General features: G+C 62.1%; 27 protein-coding genes. 11 read left to right on the forward strand and 16 right to left on the reverse strand.

Features of this window, described 5'->3' with window-relative positions:
* Positions 1-90: 90 nt before the first annotated feature.
* Entirely contained in the window at positions 91-771 is a 681-nt protein-coding gene (locus BI343_RS18780) for a YecA family protein (RefSeq protein ID WP_043629840.1), read from the forward strand.
* 325 nt (positions 772-1,096) lie between these two features.
* Positions 1,097-2,446 (forward strand): anaerobic C4-dicarboxylate transporter DcuC, encoded by a 1,350-nt coding sequence (gene dcuC, locus BI343_RS18785; protein ID WP_071110889.1) that lies wholly within the window; start codon positions 1,097-1,099, stop codon positions 2,444-2,446.
* A 278-nt stretch (positions 2,447-2,724) separates the two neighbouring features.
* On the opposite strand, the gene BI343_RS18790 is transcribed toward dcuC, so the two are convergent.
* The 3 genes from BI343_RS18790 to BI343_RS18800 all read right to left on the reverse strand — a co-directional run bounded on the left by BI343_RS18790 (position 2,725) and on the right by BI343_RS18800 (position 5,905).
* Entirely contained in the window at positions 2,725-3,240 is a 516-nt protein-coding gene (locus tag BI343_RS18790; RefSeq protein WP_071110890.1) for a DUF5610 domain-containing protein, read from the reverse strand.
* 26 nt (positions 3,241-3,266) lie between these two features.
* A complete protein-coding gene (locus BI343_RS18795; protein ID WP_106077245.1) occupies positions 3,267-3,923 on the reverse strand; it encodes a DUF5610 domain-containing protein in 657 nt (218 codons plus the stop codon).
* Between the two features lie 197 nt (positions 3,924-4,120).
* Positions 4,121-5,905: an acyl-CoA dehydrogenase C-terminal domain-containing protein gene (locus BI343_RS18800; protein ID WP_071110892.1), complete on the reverse strand. Its 1,785-nt coding sequence runs from the start codon at positions 5,903-5,905 to the stop codon at positions 4,121-4,123.
* Between the two features lie 188 nt (positions 5,906-6,093).
* Here BI343_RS18800 and BI343_RS18805 point away from each other — a divergent pair, with 188 nt between their 5' ends.
* From BI343_RS18805 to BI343_RS18830, 6 genes are all read left to right on the forward strand, one after another.
* Positions 6,094-6,651: a DUF2062 domain-containing protein gene (locus tag BI343_RS18805; protein WP_071110893.1), complete on the forward strand. Its 558-nt coding sequence runs from the start codon at positions 6,094-6,096 to the stop codon at positions 6,649-6,651.
* Positions 6,638-7,195 (forward strand): NUDIX domain-containing protein, encoded by a 558-nt coding sequence (locus BI343_RS18810; protein ID WP_043628394.1) that lies wholly within the window; start codon positions 6,638-6,640, stop codon positions 7,193-7,195. The genes BI343_RS18805 and BI343_RS18810 overlap by 14 nt, the downstream gene beginning before the upstream one ends.
* Positions 7,182-7,499, forward strand: a complete 318-nt coding sequence (locus tag BI343_RS18815; RefSeq protein WP_106077241.1) for a PilZ domain-containing protein — start codon at positions 7,182-7,184, stop codon at positions 7,497-7,499. Before BI343_RS18810 ends, BI343_RS18815 begins: the two co-directional genes overlap by 14 nt.
* A 307-nt stretch (positions 7,500-7,806) precedes the next feature.
* Positions 7,807-9,735 carry a PrkA family serine protein kinase gene (locus tag BI343_RS18820; protein ID WP_043628395.1) on the forward strand — a complete coding sequence of 643 codons (1,929 nt, stop codon included), beginning with the start codon at positions 7,807-7,809 and terminating at the stop codon, positions 9,733-9,735.
* Positions 9,736-9,882: 147 nt separating this feature from the next.
* Positions 9,883-11,160, forward strand: coding sequence for a YeaH/YhbH family protein (locus BI343_RS18825; RefSeq protein ID WP_043628396.1), 1,278 nt, complete (start codon positions 9,883-9,885; stop codon positions 11,158-11,160).
* Positions 11,157-12,698: a SpoVR family protein gene (locus BI343_RS18830; RefSeq protein ID WP_223253523.1), complete on the forward strand. Its 1,542-nt coding sequence runs from the start codon at positions 11,157-11,159 to the stop codon at positions 12,696-12,698. The genes BI343_RS18825 and BI343_RS18830 overlap by 4 nt, the downstream gene beginning before the upstream one ends.
* A gap of 137 nt (positions 12,699-12,835) precedes the next feature.
* Here the strand turns inward: BI343_RS18830 and BI343_RS18835 are convergent, their stop codons facing one another.
* From BI343_RS18835 to BI343_RS18855, 5 genes are all read right to left on the reverse strand, one after another.
* Positions 12,836-13,303 carry a hypothetical protein gene (locus BI343_RS18835; protein WP_043628397.1) on the reverse strand — a complete coding sequence of 156 codons (468 nt, stop codon included), beginning with the start codon at positions 13,301-13,303 and terminating at the stop codon, positions 12,836-12,838.
* Positions 13,304-13,485: 182 nt separating this feature from the next.
* Positions 13,486-14,283 carry an ATP-binding cassette domain-containing protein gene (locus BI343_RS18840; protein WP_071110894.1) on the reverse strand — a complete coding sequence of 266 codons (798 nt, stop codon included), beginning with the start codon at positions 14,281-14,283 and terminating at the stop codon, positions 13,486-13,488.
* Entirely contained in the window at positions 14,276-15,214 is a 939-nt protein-coding gene (locus BI343_RS18845; RefSeq protein WP_161793038.1) for a FecCD family ABC transporter permease, read from the reverse strand. The genes BI343_RS18840 and BI343_RS18845 overlap by 8 nt, the downstream gene beginning before the upstream one ends.
* Before the next feature lie 60 nt (positions 15,215-15,274).
* A complete protein-coding gene (dapB, locus tag BI343_RS18850; RefSeq protein ID WP_043628400.1) occupies positions 15,275-16,081 on the reverse strand; it encodes a 4-hydroxy-tetrahydrodipicolinate reductase in 807 nt (268 codons plus the stop codon).
* A complete protein-coding gene (locus tag BI343_RS18855; RefSeq protein ID WP_043628403.1) occupies positions 16,078-16,473 on the reverse strand; it encodes an outer membrane protein assembly factor BamE in 396 nt (131 codons plus the stop codon). The genes dapB and BI343_RS18855 overlap by 4 nt, the downstream gene beginning before the upstream one ends.
* Positions 16,474-16,570: 97 nt before the next feature.
* Here BI343_RS18855 and fur point away from each other — a divergent pair, with 97 nt between their 5' ends.
* From fur to BI343_RS18870, 3 genes are read left to right on the forward strand one after another with little or no spacing between them, the layout of a single operon-like run.
* Positions 16,571-17,002, forward strand: coding sequence for a ferric iron uptake transcriptional regulator (fur, locus tag BI343_RS18860; protein WP_043628406.1), 432 nt, complete (start codon positions 16,571-16,573; stop codon positions 17,000-17,002).
* Positions 16,999-17,700 carry a leucyl/phenylalanyl-tRNA--protein transferase gene (aat, locus tag BI343_RS18865; RefSeq protein ID WP_043628409.1) on the forward strand — a complete coding sequence of 234 codons (702 nt, stop codon included), beginning with the start codon at positions 16,999-17,001 and terminating at the stop codon, positions 17,698-17,700. The genes fur and aat overlap by 4 nt, the downstream gene beginning before the upstream one ends.
* Positions 17,687-18,442 (forward strand): arginyltransferase, encoded by a 756-nt coding sequence (locus BI343_RS18870; RefSeq protein ID WP_071110895.1) that lies wholly within the window; start codon positions 17,687-17,689, stop codon positions 18,440-18,442. The genes aat and BI343_RS18870 overlap by 14 nt, the downstream gene beginning before the upstream one ends.
* Before the next feature lie 46 nt (positions 18,443-18,488).
* Here BI343_RS18870 and BI343_RS18875 read toward each other — a convergent pair whose 3' ends face one another.
* From BI343_RS18875 to BI343_RS18910, 8 genes are all read right to left on the reverse strand, one after another.
* Positions 18,489-18,950, reverse strand: coding sequence for an outer membrane lipoprotein (locus BI343_RS18875; RefSeq protein ID WP_043628472.1), 462 nt, complete (start codon positions 18,948-18,950; stop codon positions 18,489-18,491).
* Positions 18,951-18,970: 20 nt separating this feature from the next.
* Positions 18,971-20,005: a quinone-dependent dihydroorotate dehydrogenase gene (locus BI343_RS18880; protein ID WP_071110896.1), complete on the reverse strand. Its 1,035-nt coding sequence runs from the start codon at positions 20,003-20,005 to the stop codon at positions 18,971-18,973.
* Between the two features lie 64 nt (positions 20,006-20,069).
* The gene (locus tag BI343_RS18885) at positions 20,070-20,660 is read right to left on the reverse strand and encodes a malonic semialdehyde reductase (protein WP_071110897.1); all 591 of its coding nucleotides are present in this window, start codon (positions 20,658-20,660) and stop codon (positions 20,070-20,072) included.
* Complete coding sequence (gene motD / locus BI343_RS18890) at positions 20,657-21,454, reverse strand: flagellar motor protein MotD (protein WP_071110898.1); 798 nt, start codon at positions 21,452-21,454, stop codon at positions 20,657-20,659. The genes BI343_RS18885 and motD overlap by 4 nt, the downstream gene beginning before the upstream one ends.
* Positions 21,455-21,470: 16 nt before the next feature.
* Positions 21,471-22,409 carry a S49 family peptidase gene (locus BI343_RS18895; RefSeq protein WP_071110899.1) on the reverse strand — a complete coding sequence of 313 codons (939 nt, stop codon included), beginning with the start codon at positions 22,407-22,409 and terminating at the stop codon, positions 21,471-21,473.
* Positions 22,410-22,452: 43 nt separating this feature from the next.
* The gene (locus tag BI343_RS18900; RefSeq protein WP_071110900.1) at positions 22,453-22,812 is read right to left on the reverse strand and encodes a Rieske (2Fe-2S) protein; all 360 of its coding nucleotides are present in this window, start codon (positions 22,810-22,812) and stop codon (positions 22,453-22,455) included.
* Positions 22,788-23,444: an HAD family hydrolase gene (locus BI343_RS18905; protein ID WP_083341078.1), complete on the reverse strand. Its 657-nt coding sequence runs from the start codon at positions 23,442-23,444 to the stop codon at positions 22,788-22,790. The genes BI343_RS18900 and BI343_RS18905 overlap by 25 nt, the downstream gene beginning before the upstream one ends.
* Complete coding sequence (locus BI343_RS18910) at positions 23,444-24,382, reverse strand: RluA family pseudouridine synthase (protein WP_071110902.1); 939 nt, start codon at positions 24,380-24,382, stop codon at positions 23,444-23,446. Before BI343_RS18910 ends, BI343_RS18905 begins: the two co-directional genes overlap by 1 nt.
* Between the last annotated feature and the right edge of the window lie 117 nt (positions 24,383-24,499).

A 24,499-nucleotide genomic window follows, 5' to 3' on the forward strand; every position in this document is an offset into this window, starting at 1 on the left:
TCGGACAAGCGATGACAGCAAAATGCGCCGCCAGAGCCACGCTTTTGGCTTACAATGCCGCCAAACCGATTCACCTTGAGGAATGACACCATGACCGTGACCGAATTCAACGATGCAGACCTGACCCGTCTTGAAACGCTGCTGACGCCGTTGTCCGCCAGCGGCAGCACCATGCGCCCGGACGAAGTGCAGGGCTTCTTCGCCGCGCTGGCCAGCGGTCCGGACAAGGTGGACGCCGCGTTCTGGCTGCCGGAAGTGCTGGGCGACGCGCCGGCCTTTGAAAACGCGGCGGACGAAACCGAACTGAAGGCTCTGCTGCAGAAGCTGTTCGACAGCATCCGCGAAACGCTGGCCGAAGGCGACGAGCTGGACATGATCCTGTACGCCGAAGAAGGCAGCGAAGAGGAGGGCGAGCCGGACTACTGGCCGTGGGCCAACGCCTACCTGTACGCGCTGGATCTGGTCGACACTGACTGGTTCGAAGTGGCGGAAGAGGACGAAGGCTTCGAAAGCCTGATGATGCCGATGCTGGTGCTGGGCGGCGCCTTTGAGGACGAGGACGGCGGCGAAGACCTGCTGACCTTCACCGATGAGGAAGTCGAAGGCTATAAGGAAGAGCTGACCGACGCCCTGGTGGCCGTGTTCGGCTACTGGCGCGCCAAGGAACAGGCGCCGACCACGGTTCGCCGCGAAGGCGACAAAGTCGGCCGCAATGATATGTGCCCGTGCGGCAGCGGCAAGAAGTACAAGGCCTGCTGCGGCGCCAACTAAACCTGATCGGCTGGCTGGGTTCAGAAAGCGGACGCGAGTCCGCTTTTTTCATGGGCCTGGCCTAGGTTGGCGATAAGGGCATGGATTGCTTGCCGCGCCGTTCCGGAGCCAGCGATGGCCGCCGCCATCCGTTTGGGTCACCATCATTCGCCCCGCCTCTGTTTTGGCGGCGGCCTTTTCCCGCTACGCTAAGCGCCGCCGCCATCCGTTGCGGAGCATGGCCGCCATCAAATTTGTTTCAAATCAAGAGAGGTCCGACTGCCGCGGCGCGACAAACGATAAGCCTGTAAATTAGCAATGGTTAATTTACATTAAGGATCAGGTCATGGAGCTGCTGCTTGGCCTTATCGTCACCATTCTGGTGGGACGCTATATTTTCAAGGGTTATTCCGCCACTGGGGTCTTGCTGGTCGGCGGTCTGTTTCTGCTGCTGGTTTCCGTGCTGCTGGGGCATGCCATTCTGCCCAAGAATGTGGCGAGCACGGGTCATCCTTTTGCAGATATTCCGGAATACGTCAAGTTCTTGCTCAGCAATCGCGCTGCCGATCTGGGCCTGATGGTGATGGCCCTGTGCGGCTTTGCCAGTTACACCACGCATATTGGCGCCAACGACATGGTGGTCAAGCTCGCGTCTCGTCCCTTGAGCAAGATACATTCGCCGTATGTGCTGATGGTGGCGGCGTATTTTGTCGCCTGCGTGCTGTCGCTGGCGGTGTCTTCAGCCACCGGCCTGGGCGTGTTGCTGATGGCCACGCTGTTTCCCTTGATGGTGAATATGGGCATCAGCCGCGGCGCCGCGGCGGCGATTTGCGCCTCGCCGGCGGCGGTGATCCTGTCGCCCACTTCCGGCGACGTGGTGATCGCGGCCCAGGCTTCGCAGATGCCCTTGATCGATTTCGCTTTCAAGACCACGCTGCCCATCTCCATCGCGGCCATCCTGTGCATGGGCGCCACGCATTTCTTCTGGCAACGCTATCTGGACCGCAGGGCCGGCGTGGCGCTGAGCCGCCAGGATGTGAAGGAGATCCAGACCCAGGCGCCGGCGTTTTATGCGCTGCTGCCGTTCACTCCCATCGTCGGCGTGCTGGTGTTCAACGGCAAGATCGCGCCTGAGCTGCACATCGTCACCATCCTGATCATCTGCATTCTGCTGACGTCTTGCCTCGAATTCATCCGCTATCGCCATGCCAAGCCGGTGTTCGCCGGGCTGGACACGGTTTATAAGGGCATGGGCGACGCGTTCACCAGCGTGGTCATGTTGATCGTCGCCGCCGGCGTGTTCGCGCAGGGGCTGTCCACGCTGGGTTTCATCAGCCAGTTGATCGCGTTGGCGCAGTCATTCGGCTCCGGCGCCGTGGTGCTGATGCTGGTGTTGGTGGCGATCACCACCATCGCCGCGCTGACCACCGGTTCCGGCAATGCGCCGTTCTACGCTTTTGTCGAGCTGATTCCCAAACTGGCGGCGCAGTCCGGCATCAATCCGGCCTTCCTGGCCATCCCCATGCTGCAGGCGTCCAATCTGGGGCGCACGGTGTCGCCGGTGTCCGGCGTGGTGGTGGCCTGTTCCGGCATGAGCCAGGTGTCGCCTTTCGAGATCGTCAAGCGCACGTCCTTGCCGATAGCGGTGGGGCTGGCGGTGGTGATCGCGGGTACCTGCGTGCTGGTGCCGGCCTGATGGCTGGGGGCTGTTGACGTTTGGTGGGTGGATCGCGTTTGCGCCGATTTGTGCCGGAAGCAAGGCGCACAGTCCGCCGCATAGTCATTCTATGCAAGGGCTGGGCAACGTGGCTTCCGGCACAAAGCGGCCAAACCCGCATGGCCGGGCGCCTTTCGCGCCGACTCTTCGTTGTTCCGCGCTGGCAGAGAATGACTATGCGGAGCGCGAAATGCCTCGATTTGGCGCAAAACGCATCCCGGCGCGACCTCTCACCAAACGTCAACAGCTCCTAGGGTTCAGGCTATGCCGAATCGCTCATCCAGCAGCTTGCTGGTCAACTGATGCAAGCCTTGCAATTGGGCTTGGGTGGCAGGGGGCAGGGCATTCAATTGGATCAGCACCTGGCAGGTTTCCTGCAAGCCGCGGTCCAGGCCCTGGCGCGCCAGCGGCGCGAAGGCGAGGCCGGCTTCGCGGATAGATAAGTGGGGATGGGACTGGCAGTAGCGTTCGAACAGCATGGCGATGCCCAGCAGCAGATGCTGGCTGTGGCTGGTGCCGGGCAATTCCCCCTCCGGCCGCGGCCCCGGGGCGTGATCGAGTCCAGCCAGATGCGCCACTTGATCCATGGTCGCGCTGTACAGCAACTCTGCGGCCTGATGGCCGCGGCTCAGGCCGATGTCGGCGCTATCGTCCTGTTCTGGCTGTTGTTCGCCATGGCCGCCGGCGCGCCATCCCTCGCTGCTTACGCGGTTGCCCTGGCGCGGATGCACCGGGCTGATCGGAGAGATGATGATGTCGTCGTCGATGGCCATGGCAGGGACTCCGCCGCTTCAGCCGATCAGCTGCCGCTGCCTTGGTTGGACGCGGCTTGCGTTTTGCTGCTGTCTTGATATTGCGACAGGAAATTATTAAAGCCTTGCTCCACCAGGTTGTAGGTTTTCTGCGCGTTGGCGGAGACATCGCCATTGAACACGTTCAGGTTTTTCAGGATATCCGTGGCTTCTTGATAGCCCTGCTCAAAACCCTGGCGCACAAGCTTGATGAAGCTCTGGGCCTGATCGCTCGCGTTCTGGTCCGGATGCTGCTGCTGATACAGGCCAAACAAGCCCAGCGCGCCGTCGAGGATGCGCTTGGACGTGGCGTCGGGAGACATGTCATCGTCGCTGGCGCTGTTGCTGGCGCCGCTGCTGTCCTGTTGCTGGATCGAAATGCTCAGCTGCGTGCTGCTGATCTGGAGACTGGCGCTGCCCTGGCTTCCGCTCTGGTTGTTGCCATTGGCGAAGTCGGCGTTCAGAACCTGGTTGATGTTGGTGATCGAGGCCTTGAGCAGCAGAGATTGAGACTGTTTTCCGCTGCTGATGGATACGCTGAGCGATTCAACCAGCAGCTGATTCAGTTGGTTGCGTGCGGTCTGGGCGCTGTAGGCGCTGTTTTGCGTTTGCGACGCGCCGCCGGTTTGGCTGGGCTGGTTGTTGTTCAATGACGAGATTGACATCACAGACTCCTATCGGCGCATGGTTGCCGCTTGGCGCTCGCTAAGGGTGGAGGGGAATGACTTTAAGTATGACTTTATTTCGGCCGCGGCATGGAAAACTTGTGGCTTGGCGGGAGGGCTTAAGTAGTTTTGCGATGAAAACGCAACAGGCCGCTCCCTCGCGGTGAGCGGCCTGTCATGGACGCGTTGAGCCTGCTTTAGAAAGCGAAGTGCTCGTCTGCCAATGCCATCAGCGGCTTGGCGCCGGACTTGATGCTTGCCTTCAGCGCTTCCACTTCCGGCAACAGCTTGGCGTAGTAGAAGCGGGCAGTGGCGATCTTGGCCTGGTAGAAGGCGTCGTCGCCGTTGCCGAGCTTGGCGTAAGAGACTTCCGCCATGCGCGCCCACAGCCAGGCGTAGGTCAGGTGGCCCACCAGGCGCAGGTAGTCGGTGGCGGCGGCGCCGGCTTCATCTTTGTCCGACAGGCTGGCCATGCCGATGCCCATGGTGATTTCGCCCACTTCCTTCATCAGCTTGGACAGCGGGCCGACAAATTCGCCCAGCTGCGCATGGCCTTCGTACTGCTGGCAGAACTTGTGGATCAGCTTGGTGAACTTGCGCAGCTTGGCGCCCTGGTCCAGCAACACTTTGCGGCCCAGCAGGTCTATCGCCTGGATGCCGTTGGTGCCTTCGTAGATTTGCGAGATGCGGCAGTCGCGCACCAGTTGCTCCATGCCCCATTCGCGGATGAAGCCGTGGCCGCCGAAGACTTGCATGCCCAGGTTGGCGGCGGCATAGCCGTTGTCGGTCATGAAGGCCTTGGCCACCGGAGTCAGCAGCGCCACCAGATCGGCGGCGTCGGCGCGGGCGGCGGCGTCCGGGTGTTTGTCCTCGATGTCCAGTTGCAGCGCCAGCATGGCGGCCAAGGCGCGCCCGGCCTCGGTGTAGGCTTTCTGCGTCAGCAGCATGCGGCGCACGTCGGGGTGGACGATGATGGGATCGGCGGCCTTGTCCGGATATTTGGCGCCGTTCAGCGCGCGCATCTGCAGCCGTTCGCGGGCGTAGGCCAGCGCGCCCTGGAACGAGGCCTCGCCTATGCCCAGACCCTGCATGCCGCAGCCGAGGCGGGCGGCGTTCATCATGGTGAACATGCAGGCCAGGCCCTTGTTCGGTTCGCCGATCAGCCAGCCCTGCGCGCCATCCAGGTTGATCACGGCGGTGGCATTGGCCTTGATGCCCATCTTGTGCTCCAGGCTGCCGCAGGAAACGGCATTGCGCACGCCCTTGTCAAGGAACTTGGGCACGATGAACAGCGAGATGCCCTTCACGTCCTTGGGCGCGTCCGGCAGGCGGGCCAGCACCAGATGGATGATGTTGTCGGACAGATCGTGTTCGCCAGCGGAAATGAAGATCTTGGTGCCGGTGACGCGGTAGCTGCCATCGTCATTCGGCTCGGCCCTGGCTTTGAGCAGGCCGAGGTCGGTGCCGCAGTGCGGCTCGGTCAGGCACATGGTGCCGGTCCAGCTGCCGTCCACCAGTTTGGGCAGGTACTGCGCTTTTTGTTGCTCAGTGCCGTGGGCGTGAATGGCAGAATACGCGCCATGCGACAGGCCGGGGTACATCGACCAGGCCACGTTGGCGGAGCACTGCATTTCCATGATGGGGAAGGCCATGCTCTTGGGCATGCCCTGGCCGCCGAAGGCGGGATCGCAATCCAGCGCCGGGAAACCCAGCTCGCAATACTGCTTGTAAGCTTCCTTGAAGCCTGCCGGCGTGGTGACGGATTTGGTCGCGCTGTCGAACTGGCAGCCTTCCTCATCGCCCAGACGGTTCAACGGCGCGAGTTCCGATTCACAGAACTGGGCGGCCTGCTCCAAGTAGGCCTGGAAGATGTCCTGCGTCGCTTCTTCATAACCTGGCAACGTGGGGATGATGTCCTGTACCTTGATCAGTTCGTTGAGAACGAAATCAAAGTCGCGCAGCGGGGCTTGGTAAGCAGGCATTCGGTTTCTCCAGTTCGGTTGGTGCGGCCTGGTGTGTGCCAGGGCGATGCGTTTTATGATGCCCCTGATCTGAGGCGTGGTTTCATTCAAACGCTTGTTTAAATTATTCCCATGCTTTTGACAACCAAATTGCGCGCGAGTGCCCGGTAAACTGTGGCTTAACGGCAACGTGATGATTTGAATGCTGAATGACATTATTGAAACGAAAAATCCGCGCGTTTTCCGAGTGCCGGCATGAATGGTTCGCCCATCCCGCCTTGCGCTGGCTGGCGCCGTATCTGGACCATCCGGCGCTCTGGGCCTTCAACCGCCGCAAGGTGGCGATGGGCGTGGCGGTGGGTTTGTATTCGGGCGTGATGCCCGGCTTTACGCAGAAGGCCACCGCGCTGGCGCTGACACTGCTGTTGCGGGTCAATCTGCCTGCGGCGATGGTAGTCTCGCTATACAGCAATCCCTTCACCGTGCTGCCCCTGTATTACTTGGCCTATCGTTATGGCCGCTGCTTACTGGGCGAGACCGGGCCGGCTACAATGACTGCGCCGCCCAGCTTTTTGGGACTGGGGCCGATGGCCTGGCTGGGGCGGATGCTGGCTTGGCTGGCGGAGCTGGGCTGGCCCTTGCTGGTGGGCATGCCTGCCCTGGGGTTGACGTTGGGCGCTGCGGGCTATCTGGCCACCCGCGTCGTATGGCGCTGGGCGGTAGTCAGCGCATGGAACAATAGAAAGGCGAAATGTGAATCTGCTTGAGAAACAACTGTCTTCGGAACGGGTCTACCAAGGGGGCTTCCTGTCGGTGCACAAGGACATGGTGGAACTGCCAGACGGCAGGCAGGCGCCGCGCGAATATATCGTCCACCCTGGCGCGGTGGCCATACTGGCGCTGACGCCGCGGCAGGAGCTGGTGCTGGAGCGTCAATTCCGCTATCCGGCGGGCCGCGAGTTCATCGAGATTCCCGCCGGCAAAATCGATCCGGGCGAAGCGCCGGAAATCACCGCGCGTCGGGAATTATTGGAAGAAACCGGCTATCGTTCCGACAAATGGATATATTTGGGTACAGCCCACCCATGTATTGGTTATTCCAATGAAAAGATCAGCTACTATCTGGCACAGGACCTTGTGCTCAGCGAGCGGCAATTGGACGAGGGCGAGTTTCTGGAAGTGTTGACCCGACCGCTCGACGCAGCCATGGAAATGGTGTTGACCGGCGAAATCTGCGACAGCAAGTCGATTGTCGGCCTGCACTGGCTGGCGGCCTATCTGAGCGGGAGGATGCGAGGTGTCCCGATTTGACGCGTACTACGATCGCCGGCGCGGCCGGCGCATCAGCATGGGGTGCAAGGCGCGCATCAAGTGCCTGACCAACGGGCAGACCTACTACGGCGAGTGCGTTGACCTGTCTGTGGATGGCATGGCCTTGCGCTCGGTCTTCGTGCCGCAATACGGCGAACGCTTGAACGTGATCGTGCTGGTGCCAGGGGTGGGCGGCGCGCCGGGCAAGCCGTTTGAGGCCGAGGTGGAAGTCAAGCGCTGCAACGAGGTGCAGCGTGGAACGATTTATGAGATTGGCGTCCGCATTGTTTTGCGTAAAAGCTGACAAACTATTGTTTTAAATAAATATATGGAAATTATCCCGGTTGAAATTACAAGCTTTTACTAAGCTTCATTTGTTGTTACAAAAATCTGAATTTAAAAAACGCTTATCGATTCAATAGCTTTTCTGTTTTACGGCTTCCGGCAAGACCAAGAAACCGCTTATACCTGTTTTTTCCGGCCATTCCGTGCTGCTATGCTATACCCAAAAAAAGAACCGGAGACAAAGTCAGTACTCTAATTCAGCAAGGGGGACGACGAAGGCGACTCAGCCCTAGCCGCAACCACCTGCTACCAGCCAGGAGAGAGTCATGCACCCGGATATCTTCAGCCACTACGCAGTGCGCTACGATAAAACCCGCGAAGAAGAGTACACCATCCAAGAGTACCTGGAACTGTGCAAACAGGACCCGGGCGCCTACGCCACTGCCGCAGAACGCATGCTGGCAGCCATCGGGGAACCCGAGTTGGTGGACACCCGCCACGATTCGCGGCTGTCACGCATTTTTTCCAACAAGGTCATCAAGGTCTATCCCGCCTTCCGCGACTTCTACGGCACCGAGGAAGTCATCGAGCAGGTGGTCGCGTATTTCCGCCACGCGGCTCAAGGCCTGGAAGAGAAGAAGCAGATTCTCTATCTGCTGGGTCCGGTAGGCGGCGGCAAGTCTTCCATCGCCGAGAAGCTGAAGGAGCTGATGGAGCTGGTGCCGTTCTATAGCCTGAAGGGCAGCCCGGTCAACGAGTCTCCGCTGGCTCTGTTCAACTATGACGAAGACGGCCCCATCCTGGAGGAGCAGTACGGCATTCCGCGCCGTTACCTCAAAGGCATCCCCAGCCCGTGGGCGGTGAAGCGCCTGCACGAGTTCAATGGCGACATCGGCCAGTTCCGCGTGGTCAAGCGCTACCCATCGGTGCTGAAGCAGATCGCCGTGGCCAAGACCGAACCGGGCGACGAAAACAACCAGGACATCAGCTCGCTGGTGGGCAAGGTCGATATCCGCAAGCTGGAGAAATACGCTCAGGACGATCCGGACGCTTACAGCTACTCCGGCGGTTTGTGCCTGGCCAACCAGGGCTTGCTGGAATTCGTGGAAATGTTCAAGGCGCCGATCAAGGTGCTGCACCCGCTCTTGACCGCCACCCAGGAAGGCAACTTCAAGGGCACGGAAGGTTTCGGCGCGATTCCATTCGAGGGCATCATCCTGGCCCACTCCAACGAGAGCGAGTGGAAACAGTTCCGCAACAACAAGAACAACGAAGCCTTCCTCGACCGCATCTACATCGTCAAGGTGCCGTATTGCCTGCGCGTGACCGAGGAAATCAAGATCTACGACAAGCTGATCCGCAACTCCTCGCTGGGCAAGGCGCCTTGCGCGCCCGGCACCTTGAAGATGATGGCCCAGTTTGCCGTGCTGTCGCGGCTGAAGGAGCCGGAAAACTCCAGCTTGTACAGCAAGATGCAGGTGTATGACGGCGAGAACCTGAAAGACACGGATCCCAAGGCCAAGTCGCTGCAGGAATACCGCGACTACGCCGGCGTGGATGAGGGGATGGCGGGCCTGTCCACTCGTTTCGCTTACAAGATCCTGTCCAAAGTGTTCAACTTCGACCATAGCGAAGTGGCCGCCAACCCGGTGCATCTGCTGTACGTGATCGAGCAGCAGGTGGAGCGCGAGCAGTTCCCGGCCGAGACGGAACAGAAGTACCTGACTTTCCTGAAGGAGTATCTGGCGCCTAAATATGTCGAGTTCATCGGCAAGGAAATCCAGACCGCTTATCTGGAAAGTTATTCCGAATACGGCCAGAACATTTTCGACCGCTACGTGACATTCGCCGATTACTGGATTCAGGATCAGGAATACCGCGATCAGGATACCGGCGAGATTTTCGACCGCACGTCGCTGAATGCCGAGCTGGAAAAGATCGAGAAACCTGCCGGGATTTCCAATCCCAAGGACTTCCGCAACGAGATTGTCAACTTCGTGCTGCGGGCCCGCGCCAACAATGGCGGCAAGAATCCGGCCTGGACCAGCTACGAGAAGCTGCGCACGGTGATCGAGAAGAAGATGTTCTCCAACACCGAAGAGCTGCTTCCGGTCATTTCCTTCAATGCCAAGGCCAGTGCCGAGGATGCCAAGAAACACGAGGACTTTGTCAACCGCATGGTGGAAAAGGGTTACACCGCCAAGCAGGTGCGTCTGTTGTGCGAATGGTATCTGCGTGTGCGCAAGTCATCCTAAGCCGCCAAGCCCCCGCCGCTTGCGGCGGGGGCGGCAGGCGCCGGGCCGGGACGGCCAGGCGACGAGGAGAGTCAACCGCGCGCGGGGTTGGGCGGCAGGTTTCCAGGCGGGGCCTGCCGGCCGCGATTGCGCGCTAGAGAGGTGGCCATGTCCCACATCATAGACAGACGCCTCAACGGCAAGAACAAGTCGGCGGTCAATCGCGAACGCTTTCTTCGCCGTTTCAAGGCGCAAATCAAAGAAGCCGTCTCCAAGGCGATCAAGGGACGGAGCATCACCGATATCGAAAGCGGGGAAAAGGTATCCATTCCGGTCAAGGATATTTCCGAGCCGCATTTCCATCATGGCAAGGGCGGCGTTTGGGAAAACGTCCATCCCGGCAACGAGGAGTTCATCAAGGGCGACCGCATCCCCAGGCCGCAGGGCGGAGCGGGCGGCGGCGGCAGCAAGGCCAGCCAGGACGGCGAGGGCGAGGACGATTTCGTCTTCCAGCTGTCGCGCGAGGAGTTCATGAATGTGTTCTTCGACGATCTGGCCCTGCCCAACCTGATCAAGACCCAGCTCATGGGGATTGAAGAGCTGAAGACGGTGCGCGCCGGCTATACCAACGACGGCACGCCGGCCAACATCAATATCGTCCGCTCCTTGCGCGGCGCGCTGGCGCGCCGGGTGGCGATGTCCGCGCCGACGCTGGCCAGCCTGGATGACGCCGAGGAAGAGCTCGACACGCTGATCGAGTCCGACGACGACAACGCCATCGAGGTGCGCGAGAAGCGGCAGAAAATCCACCAGATGCGGGAGCGCTTGGCCTGCATTCCGTGGATAGACCCGTTCGACCTGCGCTACAACAACCGGGTGAAGCAGCCCAAGCCGACCAGCCAGGCGGTGATGTTCTGCATCATGGACGTGTCCGGCTCGATGGACGAGCAAAAGAAGGACATGGCCAAGCGCTTCTTCATCCTGCTGTACATGTTCCTGCAGCGGAATTACGAGAAGATCGAAGTCGTTTTCATCCGCCACCATACCAGCGCGGTGGAGGTTAATGAGCAGGACTTTTTCCACTCGCGCGAGAGCGGCGGCACCGTGGTGTCGTCGGCGCTGAACCTGATGAGCGACATCGTCAAGAAGCGTTACGCCAGCAGCGAATGGAACATCTACGCCGCCCAGGCCTCGGATGGCGACAACTGGGACAGCGATTCGGCCAATTGCGGCCGCATTCTGGAAGAGGAGCTGCTGCCGTACTGCCAGTACTTCGCCTACATCGAAATCACCGAGGGCGAGCCGCAGAACCTGTGGTACGAGTACCTGAAGGTCAAGGCGCAATGCCCGCAGTTCGCCATGCAGAAGATCCGCTCGGCGTCGGACATCTATCCCGTATTCCGCGAATTGTTCAAGCGCCAGCCGGCGGGAAGGAGTGGCGCATGAAGCGGGAAAAGAAGGGGGAAAGCATGAAACCGATTTCCACCGGATCCGAATGGACCTTCGAATTGGTCGGCGAATACGACCGCGCCATCCGCGAGATCGCGGTAGACGAATTCAAGCTGGATGTTTACCCCAACCAGCTGGAAATCATCACGGCCGAGCAGATGATGGATGCCTACGCCTCGGTGGGCATGCCGGTCAATTACCACCACTGGAGCTATGGCAAGCACTTCGTCTCCACGGAGAAAAGCTACAAGCGCGGCCAGATGGGGCTGGCTTATGAGATCGTGATCAACTCCAACCCCTGCATCGCCTATCTGATGGAAGAAAACTCCATGACGATGCAGGCGCTGGTGATCGCGCACGCCGCCTACGGCCACAACAGTTTCTTCAAGGGCAACTACCTGTTCCGCTCCTGGACCGACGCTTCCGCCATCATCGATTACCTGGTGTTCGCCAAGAGCTACATCATGAAGTGCGAAGAGCGCTACGGCATCGACGAGGTGGAGGAGCTGCTGGATTCCTGCCATGCGCTGATGAACTATGGCGTGGATCGCTACAAGCGGCCGCAGAAGCTGTCGCTGGCGCAGGAGCAGGCGCGGCAGGAAGAACGCGAGCAGTATCTCCAGATGCAGGTCAACGACTTGTGGCGCACCATTCCCAAGCGCGACAAGGACGATTCCGGCAAATCCGCGCCGCGCTTCCCGACGGAACCGCAGGAGAACCTGCTGTATTTCATCGAGAAATCCGCGCCGCTGCTGGAGCCTTGGCAGCGCGAGGTGGTGCGCATCGTGCGCAAGGTGGCGCAATATTTTTACCCGCAGCGTCAGACCCAGGTGATGAACGAGGGTTGGGCCACCTTCTGGCATTACACCATCATGAATCGCCTATACGACAAGGGCATGATCACCGACGGCGCCATGCTGGAGTTCCTGCAGAGCCACACCAATGTGGTGACGCAGCCGCCGGTGACGGCGCGCTGGTACAGCGGGATCAACCCCTATGCCTTGGGTTTCTCGATGTATCAGGACATCAAGCGGATCTGTCAGGAGCCAACCGACGAAGACCGGGCTTGGTTCCCGGATCTGGCCGGCACGGATTGGCGCGAGTCCCTGGAGTTCGCGATGCGCAATTTCAAGGACGAGAGCTTCATCTCGCAGTACCTGTCGCCCAAGTTGATTCGCGATTTCCGCTTGTTTGCGATCCGCGACGACGACAGGGACGACAAGCTGGAAATCTCGTGCATCCACGACGAAGAAGGCTATCGGGAAATCCGCAATCGTCTTGCCGATCAATACAATCTTGGTTCGCGCGAGCCGAATATCCAGGTCTGGTCGGTCAATGTCCGCGGGGACCGCAGCCTGACGCTGCGCCACACCATGCATAACCGCCGTCCGCTGGAAGAGCAAAGCGCACAGGAGGTGTTGAAGCATGTGTGCCGGCTGTGGGGCTTCGATGTTCGCCTGGAAAGCGTGGATGGCAACGGCGAAGTCAAGCAGCTGTTCGAAGTGCAGGCCAACAAGGATCCGGCGATGATCTGAACCTAGGCGTGACAGGCGGCGCCGAGAGGCGCCCGACAAAGAAACAGGCAACGCGCGCGTTGCCTGTTTTCATATGGCGCGGCTGCGTTCAAGCCGGCGCAGAGGAAGGGCTGGGGCATTACAGGGAATCGCCTCGCTCAGGCGGTGCCGCCCACAGGGGAGAGCCGGCAAAGCGAGCGGTCCTCGAAGCTGCCATTGGGCAGGCCCCAGGCGTGGGCGTAGTGCATCTGGCCGCTGGCCTCTATGCGGATGGTGATTTCCTGGCGGAACTGCTCGCTCAGGCTGCGCGGGCCGCTGGCGAATACCACCTCCAGCACGCCGTGGCCGCTCTCGGCCAGGCGAATGGCCGGGTGAGGCAGCACGAAGGGCAGCTCGTCCATCACTGGCCACAGACACAGGGTGCCGTCCGGCTGGTAGCCGAGCAGGGTGGTTTCACGGTGCAGGACTTCGCCATTGGTGCCGTTGGCGGTGTAGTGCAGCAGCAAGGCCCTCTGGCCGGGCAGCGCTTGCCACTGCAGGCAACCGGTGAAGGTCTGGTCATCGTGATTGATGCCCTCGCCACAAAACTGATTGGGCAACGATTGCAAAGCGGCAAGCAGAGGCATGGCTAACCTTCCGGTTGCATGGGAGAGGTAATCAGGATGGCAGGTTTGACAGCGGCGCGCAATACGTCTTAAGGCCGCCAATACAAGCCCTGATCCTGCGTGCGCGTCCTTGCCGCATGGCTTGTGCCGCGTGCGTCGGCACGCCTAGGCTCAGGTGCTCTTCGCAGTCTTGTCAATGGCTCTCAGTTCCTGGGAGCGTGGTCTGACAGGGGGATGAAGGCGCGCCACGGCTGGTCAGGATGCGTCAGTTCGGCCAGCCGCACGCCGTAAACTTGCTCCAGCCTGTCGAGCTGCATCATTTCGGCGGTGTCGCCATGGCCGGCGGCGCGGCCGTCGTTCAGCAGCAGCACTTGGTCGGCATGGCGCAAGGCGAGATTGAGATCGTGCACCACGGCCAAGACGCCGATGCCCAGCTGGCGGCATAGCGCGCGGGCCTCTGCCATTAAGGCGTCGGATAGCGCGAAATCCAGCGCCGCGGTCGGCTCGTCCAGCAGCAGATAACGCTGCGGCTGATCGGACAATAAAAGCTGGCACAGCGCGCGGGCCAGCTGCAAGCGCTGTTTTTCGCCGCCGGACAGCTGCGACAGCCGGCGCTTGCGCAGCGCCGTCGCATGAGTCAAGGCCAGCGCCTGATCGATGGCGGCATGGCTTTGCGCGCGGGCGGCGCCGGCGAGCGGGTAGGCCCCGGCCGCGACCAGCTGTTCTGCGGTCCAGTCTTCCGGCATGGGCGGGGCCTGCTCCATGACGGCGCGACGTGCCGCCAGCTGGCGCTTGCTCAGCGTCGACAATGGCTGGCCGTCCAGCAGGATGTCGCCTTGGTCGGGCTGCCACAGGCCGGAGAGCAGCTTCAGCAAGGAGCTTTTGCCGGCGCCATTCGGTCCCAGCGCGACCAGCAGCTCGCCCGCTTGCAGCATCAGGCTGATGTCGTCCAGCACCAGTCTGCCGTTGCGGGTCAGCGAGAGATGGCGCGCCTCAAGCATCGCGGCCCTCCTGGCGTTTAAGCAGCCACAGGAAGAACGGCGCGCCCAGCAGGCTGGTGATCACGCCCACCGGCAGCTCCGCCGGCGCCAGTAGCGAACGTGCCAGCCAATCAGCGCCGACGCTGAGCCAGGCGCCCAACAGCGGGGCCGCCAGCAAAAGGCGGCGCGAGTCGCTGCCGATCAATTGCCGCGCCAGGTGCGGCGCCATCAGGCCGACGAAGCCTATCATGCCGCAATTCGATACCACCAGGCCGGCCGCCAACGCCGCCAGCAGGATGATGGCCCACTCCTGGCGGCGCACGGGAAAGCCGAGATAGAAGGCCGCGCTCTCGCCCAGCTGCAAGGCATTGAGGAAACGCCAGCGCTGGTATAGGCCCAGCCAGATCAAAGGCGCCGCGAGCAGCAAGACCAGGGTTTGCGGCCACTCTACGCTGGCGAAGCTGCCCATCAGCCAGAAAGTCACGGTGCGCAGCGAGCCGTCGGGCAGGGTGGTGATCAGCAGCGTCAGCAGGCTGCCGAGCAGGGTGCTGACGGCCAGTCCGCTGAGTATCAGCTGCTTGCCGTCGCGGTCGCTGCCCAGCAGGCGCACCAAAAGCAAGGCGGCGAATCCGCCGAAGAAGCCCGCCGCCGCCACGCCATACAGGCCGACGCCCAGGCTCAATGCCAATGCGGCGGCCAGCGCGGCGCCGCTATTGATGCCTATCAGGCCGGGTTCGGCCAGCGGATTGCGAAAGCGCGCCTGCACGGCGGTCCCGGCGCTGGCCAGCAAGATGCCGGCGCTGGCCGCGGCCAGCAGCCGCGGCAGCCGCAACTCCATCAGCAATTGCCATTCCAGAAGCGGTTGCGGCGCCAGCCGCAGCAGGCTGGCAGGCTGCAGATGGCTGTGGTGCAGCAGGGAGGCGCAGGCGGTGGCGCCTAACAGAAACAGCAACAGGGGAATCAGCGTCGAGAGGCGCATGGAGGGGGAGGAGGGGCTTAGCCCCTCCGCGTATCAACGCAGGCCAAGCACATCCTGCATATCGAACAGGCCGTGCGGTTTGTCGGACAGCCAGCGCGCGGCGCGCACGGCGCCGTTGGCGAAGGTGGCGCGGCTGGAGGCTTTGTGGCTGATTTCCACCCGCTCGCCCAGCGTGGCGAACAGCGCGGTATGGTCGCCCACCACGTCGCCGCCGCGCACGGTGGCGAAGCCTATGGTTTGCGGATCGCGCTCGCCGGTGACGCCCTCGCGGCCGTAAACGGCGCACTGCTTCAGGTCGCGGCCCAGCGCGTCGGCGATGACTTCGCCCATGCGCAGCGCGGTGCCGGACGGCGCATCCACCTTGAAGCGGTGGTGGGCCTCGATGATTTCGATATCGTAGCCTTCATCCAGCACGCGGGCAGCCATGTCCAGAAGCTTGAAGGTCAGGTTCACGCCCACGCTGAAGTTGGCGGCGAATACGATGCCGATCTTGTCCGCCGCTTCGCGGATGGCGGCTTTGCCGGCATCGTCGAAGCCGGTGGTGCCGATCACCATGCGCACGCCGCGTTCGACGCAGGCCAGCATGTGTTCCAGCGTGCCTTCGGGGCGGGTGAAGTCGATCACCACGTCGGCGCCGTCCAGCGCGGCGATGAAGTCCGAACTGATGGCGACGCCGCTGTTGCGACCGCAGAACAGGCCGGCATCCTGGCCGATGAAGCCGGAGTCGGCGCGGTCGATGGCGGCGTGCAGGCGTGTGCCGGGCGTGTTCAGCACCGATTCGATCAGCACCCGGCCCATGCGGCCAGACGCGCCGACGATCACGATATTCTGCGGATTCATGGCTTTTTCACTTGTTCGGCGGGTACGGCCAGCGGGGCCGATGCATCCAGTTGCTTGGGCGGCGGCGCAGGCTGCGATTGGCCCTCTACGCGGTCCAGCGCATCGCCTTTGAAATAGACGGTCAGCAGCTTATCGCTCTTCGGGTCCACTTTGCCGCCCTTGGCCTCGCTATACTTGTAGTCCCAGCGATTGGCATGGAAGGCGTCGGTCAGCAGCGGCGTGCCGAGCACGAAACGAACCTGGGCGCGGGTCATGCCTGGTTTGAGTTTGGCCACGGCGTCGGCGGTGACATAATTGCCTTGCTGAACTTCCACCTTGTGGGTCCAGTCCAGCGGATTCAGGGAACTGCAGCCAGAGACGGCGATGACAGCGGCGAAAATCAGGGCGCGCATGATACTCCGATTGACTCGAATGTTTATGAGGCTGTAATTAGGCAAAGCCGTCAAAAGGCTTTATCATGATTCGAAAACCGACACACTTTATATCACGATGAGCAAAGCCAGTCACCTCAAAGATATCGGCCTGAAAGCCACCGGACCGCGCCTGAAAATCCTGGATCTGTTCGAACAGACCGACGCCGGGCATATGTCGGCCGAAGATGTCTACCGCAAGCTGCTAGCGGAAAACATCGACATCGGTCTCGCCACCATCTACCGCGTGCTGACGCAGTTCGAGCAGGCCGGCATTCTGGTGCGCCATCATTTCGAAACCGGCAAGGCCGTGTACGAATTGAACCAGGGCGGCCACCATGATCATATGGTGTGCGTCAGCTGCGGCAAGGTGGTCGAGTTCTTCGATCCCGAGATCGAGGCGCTGCAGAACCGCATCGCCGAGCAGCATGGCTACCGCATCGTCGACCACGCGCTGTACATGTATGGCGAGTGCCCCGACTGCCTGGGCAAGGGCGGTCAGCGCGGATGATTCCCTGGCTCGGACCCGAGCCTGTCTTCCCGCCGGTGACGCAGGCGCTGGGTCATCCCAACGGCCTGTTGGCCGCCGGCGGCGATCTGTCCCCGAGGCGCATTCTCTGCGCCTATTCAGAGGGCATTTTCCCCTGGTTTTCCGAAGGCGAACCCATTTTGTGGTGGTCGCCGGCGCCGCGTATGGTGCTGTATCCCGAAGAGCTGAAAGTCAGCCGTTCGCTGGCCAAGACCCTGCGCAATCTCGATTATGAGATACGCGTCGACAGCGCCTTTGACGAGGTGATGCGGGCCTGCGCCGAGCCGCGCGCAGGCCAGGACGGCACCTGGATCGTGCCCGAGATGGTGGCGGCCTATTGCCGGCTGCATCAGCTGGGCTATGCCCACAGTTTCGAGACCTGGATAGGCGGCGAACTGGTCGGCGGCTTGTATGGCGTGGCCATCGGGCGGATGTTCTATGGCGAGTCTATGTTTTCCCGCCGCGCGGATGCCTCCAAGCTGGCCTTCGTCCACATGGTCCGCCATCTGGCTGGGCAGGGGGTGGGCATGATCGACTGCCAGATGCATACCGCGCATCTGGCGAGCCTGGGCGCCCGGCTGGTGCCGCGCGATGTTTTTCTTGCTACGCTGAAGGAGCGGGTCGGGCAATCCCAGCCTGACCGGATGTGGGAATACCATTATCGCCATGAGCCATCGTGAAGCCGGCCAAGTTGCGGCCATCCATTTCTATGCCACGGCGCCTTATCCCTGCAGCTATCTGCCGGAGCGGCAAGCGCGTTCGCAGGTGGCCATCCCGGCCGAGGCGATAGACAGCGGCGTTTACAGTCAATTGGTGCGGCTGGGTTTTCGCCGCAGCGGCCTGTATACCTATCGCCCTTATTGCGATTCTTGCCAGGCATGCATTCCCGTGAGGTTGCCGGTGAGCGAGTTTCAGCCCAGCAGGACGCAGCGCCGGGTATGGAAACGGGCTTCGTCGCTCAGCGCGCATTGGCTGCCGCTGCGCTTCGATGCCGAGCACTACGCCTTGTACCGTCTGTATCAGCAGACCCGGCACGCCGGCGGCGGCATGTCGGAGGACGATGCCCAGCAATACAGCGAGTTCATCCTGAAAAGCGGGGTGGACAGCCATCTGGTGGAATTTCGGCAAGATGGCGCGCTGAAGATGGTCAGCCTGGTGGATAAGTTGATCGACGGCTTGTCCGCGGTGTACACCTTTTACGATCCGGAAGACACCCAAATGAGCCTGGGCGTGTACAACGTGCTGTGGCAGGTGGAGCAGGCTAGGGAGATGGGGCTGGAGTACGTTTATCTGGGTTACTGGATCGCCGAATGTCGCAAGATGTCGTACAAGTCGGCCTACCGTCCCTTGCAGATATTGCGCGGCGGGCGTTGGCAGTGGCTGCCGGAGCACGCTCGCGACGCGCTGGCGAGCGGAAAATGAAACAGGCCCGGAAGGGCCTGTTTGCTTTGCTGCCTAGTTTGCCTGATCAGTACGGCACGACGCGGTCGTTGCCGCCGCCGCTCAGCACTTTCACGCGCTGATTGGCCACAAACGGGATGTCGGCTTCCTGCACGATGGATACGGTGCGGCCGGTATCCAGCTTCACGGTGATTTCCAGCGCGTTCTTGGTCATGGCGCGTTGCGCGGCCTGGGTGCCGAAGCCGCCAGCCAGCGCGCCGACGATGGCGCCGGCCGCTTGGCCCTTGCCGCCGCCGATATTGCTGCCTGCCAGGCCGCCCAGCGCGGCACCGCCCAGAGTCAGCAGTTCGTTGTTATCGCCTTCCATCTTCACGTTCTGCACCGAAACCACGGTGCCGAATTGCACGGTCTGCGCTTGGCGCATCTGGCTCTTGGAATAAACGGCGGCGGAGTCCGAAGTCGAGCAGCCGCTGAGGATGCCTGCGCCGAGCAGGGCAACCAGGGTGGCGCGAGAAAGGGTAGAGATCATGTCCTGCTCCATTCTTTGGTTCAATTGCGAGCTTTTAGGTATTGTGCCACGGCTTTGCTGCATTCTCCCACCAATTCTGGTCCGCGGTAGATCAGGCCGCTGTAGAGTTGCACCAGCGTGGCGCCGGCATCCAGTTTTTCGACGGCGTCGTTGCCGGACAGGATGCCGCCAACACCTATGATAGGCAATGCGCCGTCAAGTTCCCGCGCCAGCTTGCGGATCACCGCGGTGGAGCGGCTGCGCACCGGGGCGCCGGACAGGCCGCCGGCCTCGTGTTCGTGCGGGTGGCCGGCCACTTCGGCGCGAGACAGCGTGGTATTGGTGGCGATGACGCCGTCTATGCCCTGCTCAGTGAGCAGGCGGGCGATTTCCGTGATCTGCTCATCGTCCAGGTCCGGGGCGATCTTCACCGCCAGCGGCACGTAGCGGCCGTGCCGATCGGCCAGCGCCTGTTGGCGTTGTTTCAGGGCGGACAGCAGCTTGCCGAGTTCGTCGCCTTGCTGCAGCTGGCGCAGATTCTTGGTGTTGGGGGACGAAATATTCACGGTGACGTAGCTGGCGGCGGCGTAGACCTGGTCCAGGCAGGCGAGATAGTCGTCCACGGCGTTTTCTATCGGCGTGATCGCGTTCTTGCCGATATTGATGCCCAGCACGCCCTTGAATCGGCAGCGGCGCACGTTGTCCAGCAGCGCCGCCACGCCGTGGTTGTTGAAACCCATGCGATTGATGATGGCCTCGTGCTCCGGCAGACGGAACAGCCGGGGTTTGGGATTGCCGTCTTGCGGACGCGGGGTGACAGTGCCGATTTCGATGAAGCCGAAGCCCAGCGCCGCCAGCGCGTCGATATGGTCGCCGTTCTTGTCCAGCCCGGCGGCCAGGCCCACCGCATTGGGGAAGGTGATGCCCATGGCCTCCACCGGCTGGCGGATGGCCGGCGCCGCCGCCAGCGGGGTCAGATGCAGCCGGTGCGCGCGGTCCAGCATCTTCAGCGTGTGTTCATGGGCGGTTTCCGCATCGAGCTTGAACAGCAGCGGGCGCAGCAGCGGGTACAGCATGGCATTCTCCGGGCAGGCAAATGCCCGGCATTATAACCGGGCACGGCGGCGGGGCCAGCGGGAATTACAGGATGCGGCAGGCTTCTTCGAAGCTGAAACGCGGCGAGCGCGGGAACAGCTTGTCCGCCGCGCCGTAGCCCAAGTTGATCAGGAAGTTAGACTTGAAGCGGCCGTCCGGGAAGAAGACGGCGTCCACTGCTGCGTTGTCGAAGCCGGACATCGGGCCGCAATCGAGGCCCAGCGAGCGCGCGGCCAGGATCAGGTAGGCGCCTTGCAGCGTGCCGTTGCGGAAGGCGGTGGTATCGATCAGCGGCTGGTTGCCCTCGAACCAGCTCTTGGCGTCGGCGTGCGGGAACAGCTTGGGCAGTTCTTCATAAAAGCGCGTGTCGTGGGCGACGATCACGCAAACCGGCGCGGCCATGGTTTTTTCGACATTGCCTTCTGCCAGGCACGGTTTCAGCTTGGCCTTGGCCTCGGCGCTCTTGACGAACACCAGGCGCGCCGGCGAGCAGTTGGCGCTGGTGGGCGCCTGCCTCAGCAGGTCGTACAGCTGATGCAGCAACTCATCGTTCACCGGCCGCGGCTGCCAGTGGCTGTGGGTGCGGGCGTTCAGGAATAGTTGCTCCAGCGTGGCGTGCGAAAGGGGGGTGCTCATGGTTTGACCTCTTTGGGGGTGGGGGATGCCTCGGCCGCGCCGGCGGTGTTGTTTGCCTGCACGGATATCGTCACGCGGCGATTGCGGGCGCGGCCCTCGGCTGTGGCGTTGTCGGCGGCGGGCAGGTTGGCGCCGTGGCCCACCGCGACCAGCCGTTGCGGCAGCACGCCGTTTTCCTCGAACAGCCGGACGATGCCGCCGGCGCGCGCCGCGGACAGTTCCCAGTTGGACGGGAAGTTGGCTGTGCTGATCGGGACGTTGTCGGTAAAACCTTCCACCTTGATGGAGTTGTCCACGCCGGCCAGCAGCCTCGCCATGCTGGACATCAGCGGCAGCGATTGCGTGCTGGGGACGGCCTGGCCGACTGCGAACAGGGCGCTGTCGCGCACTTCGATGTTGATGCCTTGCTCATTCTGAGTGATGGTGACTTCGCCGCTCTGCACCAGCGGGTTCAGCACTTTGGCCAGATTCTGCGTCAGCTGGCTGAGCTTGGCGGTTTCCTGGGCCGGATGGCCAGACTTGATGGCTTTGCCTATGGGCTTGGTCTGCGGAATTTCTATCAGAGTGTTGGCGCCGCCGGTGGGCGGCGAGGTTTGCACCGTGACCATCGTTCCGCTGCGGAAGGCGTCCATGATGGCCGACGACATCACGCGGTATTTGCCCTCGTTCAACGACGAGATGGCGTACATCACCACAAAGAAGGCAAATAGCAGGGTGATGAAGTCTGCGTAGGAGACCAGCCACCGCTCGTGGTTTTCGTGCTCTTCTTCGTGCCGCTTGCGTCGGGATGCCATGGCCACCTCCGTTGGATCAGAACAGTTTGGTGTCGAACAGCGACTTCACGCCGCCGGCGAATTCCACGCCGATGCGGCGCGCCACGCGGCTGGAGAAGTCGTCTTGCTGAGTGTAGTCCACGGTTTTTTCCGCCTTGACCACGTCGCGCGCGACCGAGGCAACGGTGCCGTAGCCGTCGGCCAGGCCCAGCGGGATGGCTTTTTCGCCCAGCCACACCATGCCGCTGAACAGCTGCGGGTCATTTTTCAGGCGGCGGCCGCGGCCGGCTTGCACGGCCTGGATGAACTGGGCGTGGATGTCGTCCAGCAGCTGCTGGCGAATGGCCTCGTGCTTGGGGTTGACCGGCGAGAACGGATCGCCCATCGCCTTGTTTTCGCCCGAGGTCTTCAACCGCCGTTCCACGCCGAGTTTTTCCAGCGCGCCGGTAAAGCCGAAGCCGTCGGACAGCACGCCGATGGAGCCAACGATGCTGGCCTTGTCGACATAAATCTTGTCCGCGGCGGAGGCGATGTAATAGCAACCGGACGCGCAGACTTCGCTGACCACCACGTAGACCGGAATATTGGCGTGCAGCTTCTTCAGCCGCCGGATTTCATCGTAGACCATGCCGGACAGCACCGGGCTGCCGCCGGGGCTGTTGGCGTCGATGATGATGCCTTTGGTGTTGCGGTCGCGGAACGCTTCGTCCAGCGCTTCGGTCATTTTCTTGCCGGTGTCGTTTTCGCTGCTGATGGCGCCGTCCAGCTGGATCACGGCGCTGTGGCCGCTGCCGGTCAGGCTGGCGCCGGCCTTTTCCTCATTGCGCATGAACAGGCTGACGGCGATGAAGCCGATGATGGCCAGCCAGATCAGCCGGAAGAAGATTTTCCATTGCCGGCTGCGGCGTTGCTCCACCAAGGCGGCGGAGGCCAGTTTTTCCAGCAATTGTCGTTCCCAGTTATGGGTGTCGCTCATGATCGATTTCGCTCCGGAGATAATCCCGGCAGTCTAGCAAAAATCATCCGGGCATGACATTGAGCCAGACTTGGCCGTTTTCTTCAATCACGTCGAGAGCGGTCAGCGATTGGCCTCGACACGGCCCCCAGCTGCAATAGCCGGTGGCGGGGTGGTACAGCGCGCCGTGCATGCTGCAGACCAGATGGTGGCCGCTCAGGTCGAACAGCTTGCCGTCCTGCAGGTCCAGCTCAATCGGGATGTGGCAGCAACGGTTCAGATAGCCGTGCACCTGGCCGCGGTAACGGATGGCGAAGGCGGACAGGCGGCTGCCGTCGGCTTGCGCGATTTCAAAACGGCAGGCCAGGCCGCCGTCTTCAAGTTGCGCCGATGCGCAGATCAGCAGAGCCGGGGCAGCAGCCATGAGGCCAGCTCGGGCAGCGAGTGGACGATGGCGAGCGGCTGGCAACGCTGCAGATGCTCGCTGGCATGGGCGCCATGGCTGATGCCTACGCCGTGGCAACCTGCATGGTTCGCCATCAAAAGGTCGTGGCTGCTGTCGCCGACCATCAGCGCGCGGCGGCACTCCACGCCGAAGAAGTCCGTCAGCTGCAGCAGCATGTCCGGATGCGGCTTGGAGTGGCATTCGTCCACAGTGCGGGTGGCGTCGAACAGCTCGCCTATGCCGGCCGCGGCCAATGCGCGGTCCAGGCCGGCGCGGCTGCTGCCGGTGGCGATGGCGACGAAAACGCCGTGGGCGCGGATGGCTTCCAGCGTTTTGCGGGCGGCGTCGAACAGGGTGACTTGGTCCAGATTGGCCTGGTAGTGGCGGCGGAATGCGTCGATCAAATCCGGCAAGCGATCAGCTTGCTGCTCCGGGCAGAACTGTCGCATCGCATCGGCCAGCCGCAGGCCGATGACGTGGCTGGCGGCCTCGCGTGCCGGAACGGGGAGGGCGAGGTCGCGGCAGGCTTGCTGGATGGCATGGACGATATGGCCAGTCGAGTCCATCAGCGTGCCATCCCAGTCGAACACTACCAGATCATACTCACGCATCAGCGCCGCTCCAGGGTTTTCAGGAATTTTTCCAGCTCCGGCGGCAGCGGCGCTTCCAGCTTGAGAGGCGCGCCGGTCAGCGGGTGCGGCAGCGTCAGGCTTCTGGCATGCAGGAACATCCGCTTAAGGCCGCGCTTGGCCAGTTCCTTGTTCAGCGCGAAGTCGCCGTATTTCTCGTCGCCGGCGATGGCGCAGCCGTTGGCTTGCATGTGCACGCGGATCTGGTGGGTGCGGCCGGTGCGCAGATGCGCTTCCACCAGCGTGAATTCCGTGTAGCGCTGCTGGATGGCGAAGTTGGTGTGGGCGTATTGGCCGTCGTCGCCTTCGGCCACTTTCACCCGGCGCTCGCCATCCGGCGTGTGGAACTTGAACAGCGGCAGCTTCACCTGTTTGATGTTTTCCGGCCAGTGGCCGGCGGCCAGCGCCAGATAACGCTTGTCCGGCACATTGTCGCGCATCATGTCGTGCAGCTTGGTCAGCGCGGAGCGTTTTTTGGCCAGCATCAGCAGGCCGGAAGTTTCACGGTCCAGCCGGTGCACCAGCTCCAGGTAGCGCCATTCCGGGTGGGCGCGGCGCAGTTGCTCGATCACGCCGAAGGACACACCGCTGCCGCCATGCACGGCCACGCCGGCCGGCTTGTTGATCACCAGCAGCGCGTCGTCCTCGTAGATGACAGGGAAGGTGGCGGCCGGCACGACTTTTTCCGGGCGCTCGGCGATGCGGATCGGCGGGATGCGCAGCGTGTCGCCTTCCGTCACCCGGTAGCTGGCGTCGACGCGGCCCTTGTTCACGCGCACTTCGCCGGAGCGCAGGATGCGGTAGATATGGCTCTTCGGCACCCCCTTGAGCAGCCGCTGCAGGTAGTTGTCCAGCCGCTGGCCGGCGTCTTCAGCGGTCACTTCAAGGAAGGTTACGGAATCTTTGCGAATGTCTGTCATATTGCTTATACTTGTGGCGCTGTCCGTGGTGCGTGGCACCCTAGAGCGGATGGCGGCCGGAAAACCACGATCACGGGTTGTTTTGCGTGATGCTGCTGCGGAGATCCGAAATGGCCG

The organism is Chromobacterium amazonense, from assembly GCF_001855565.1.
GTDB lineage: Bacteria > Pseudomonadota > Gammaproteobacteria > Burkholderiales > Chromobacteriaceae > Chromobacterium > Chromobacterium amazonense.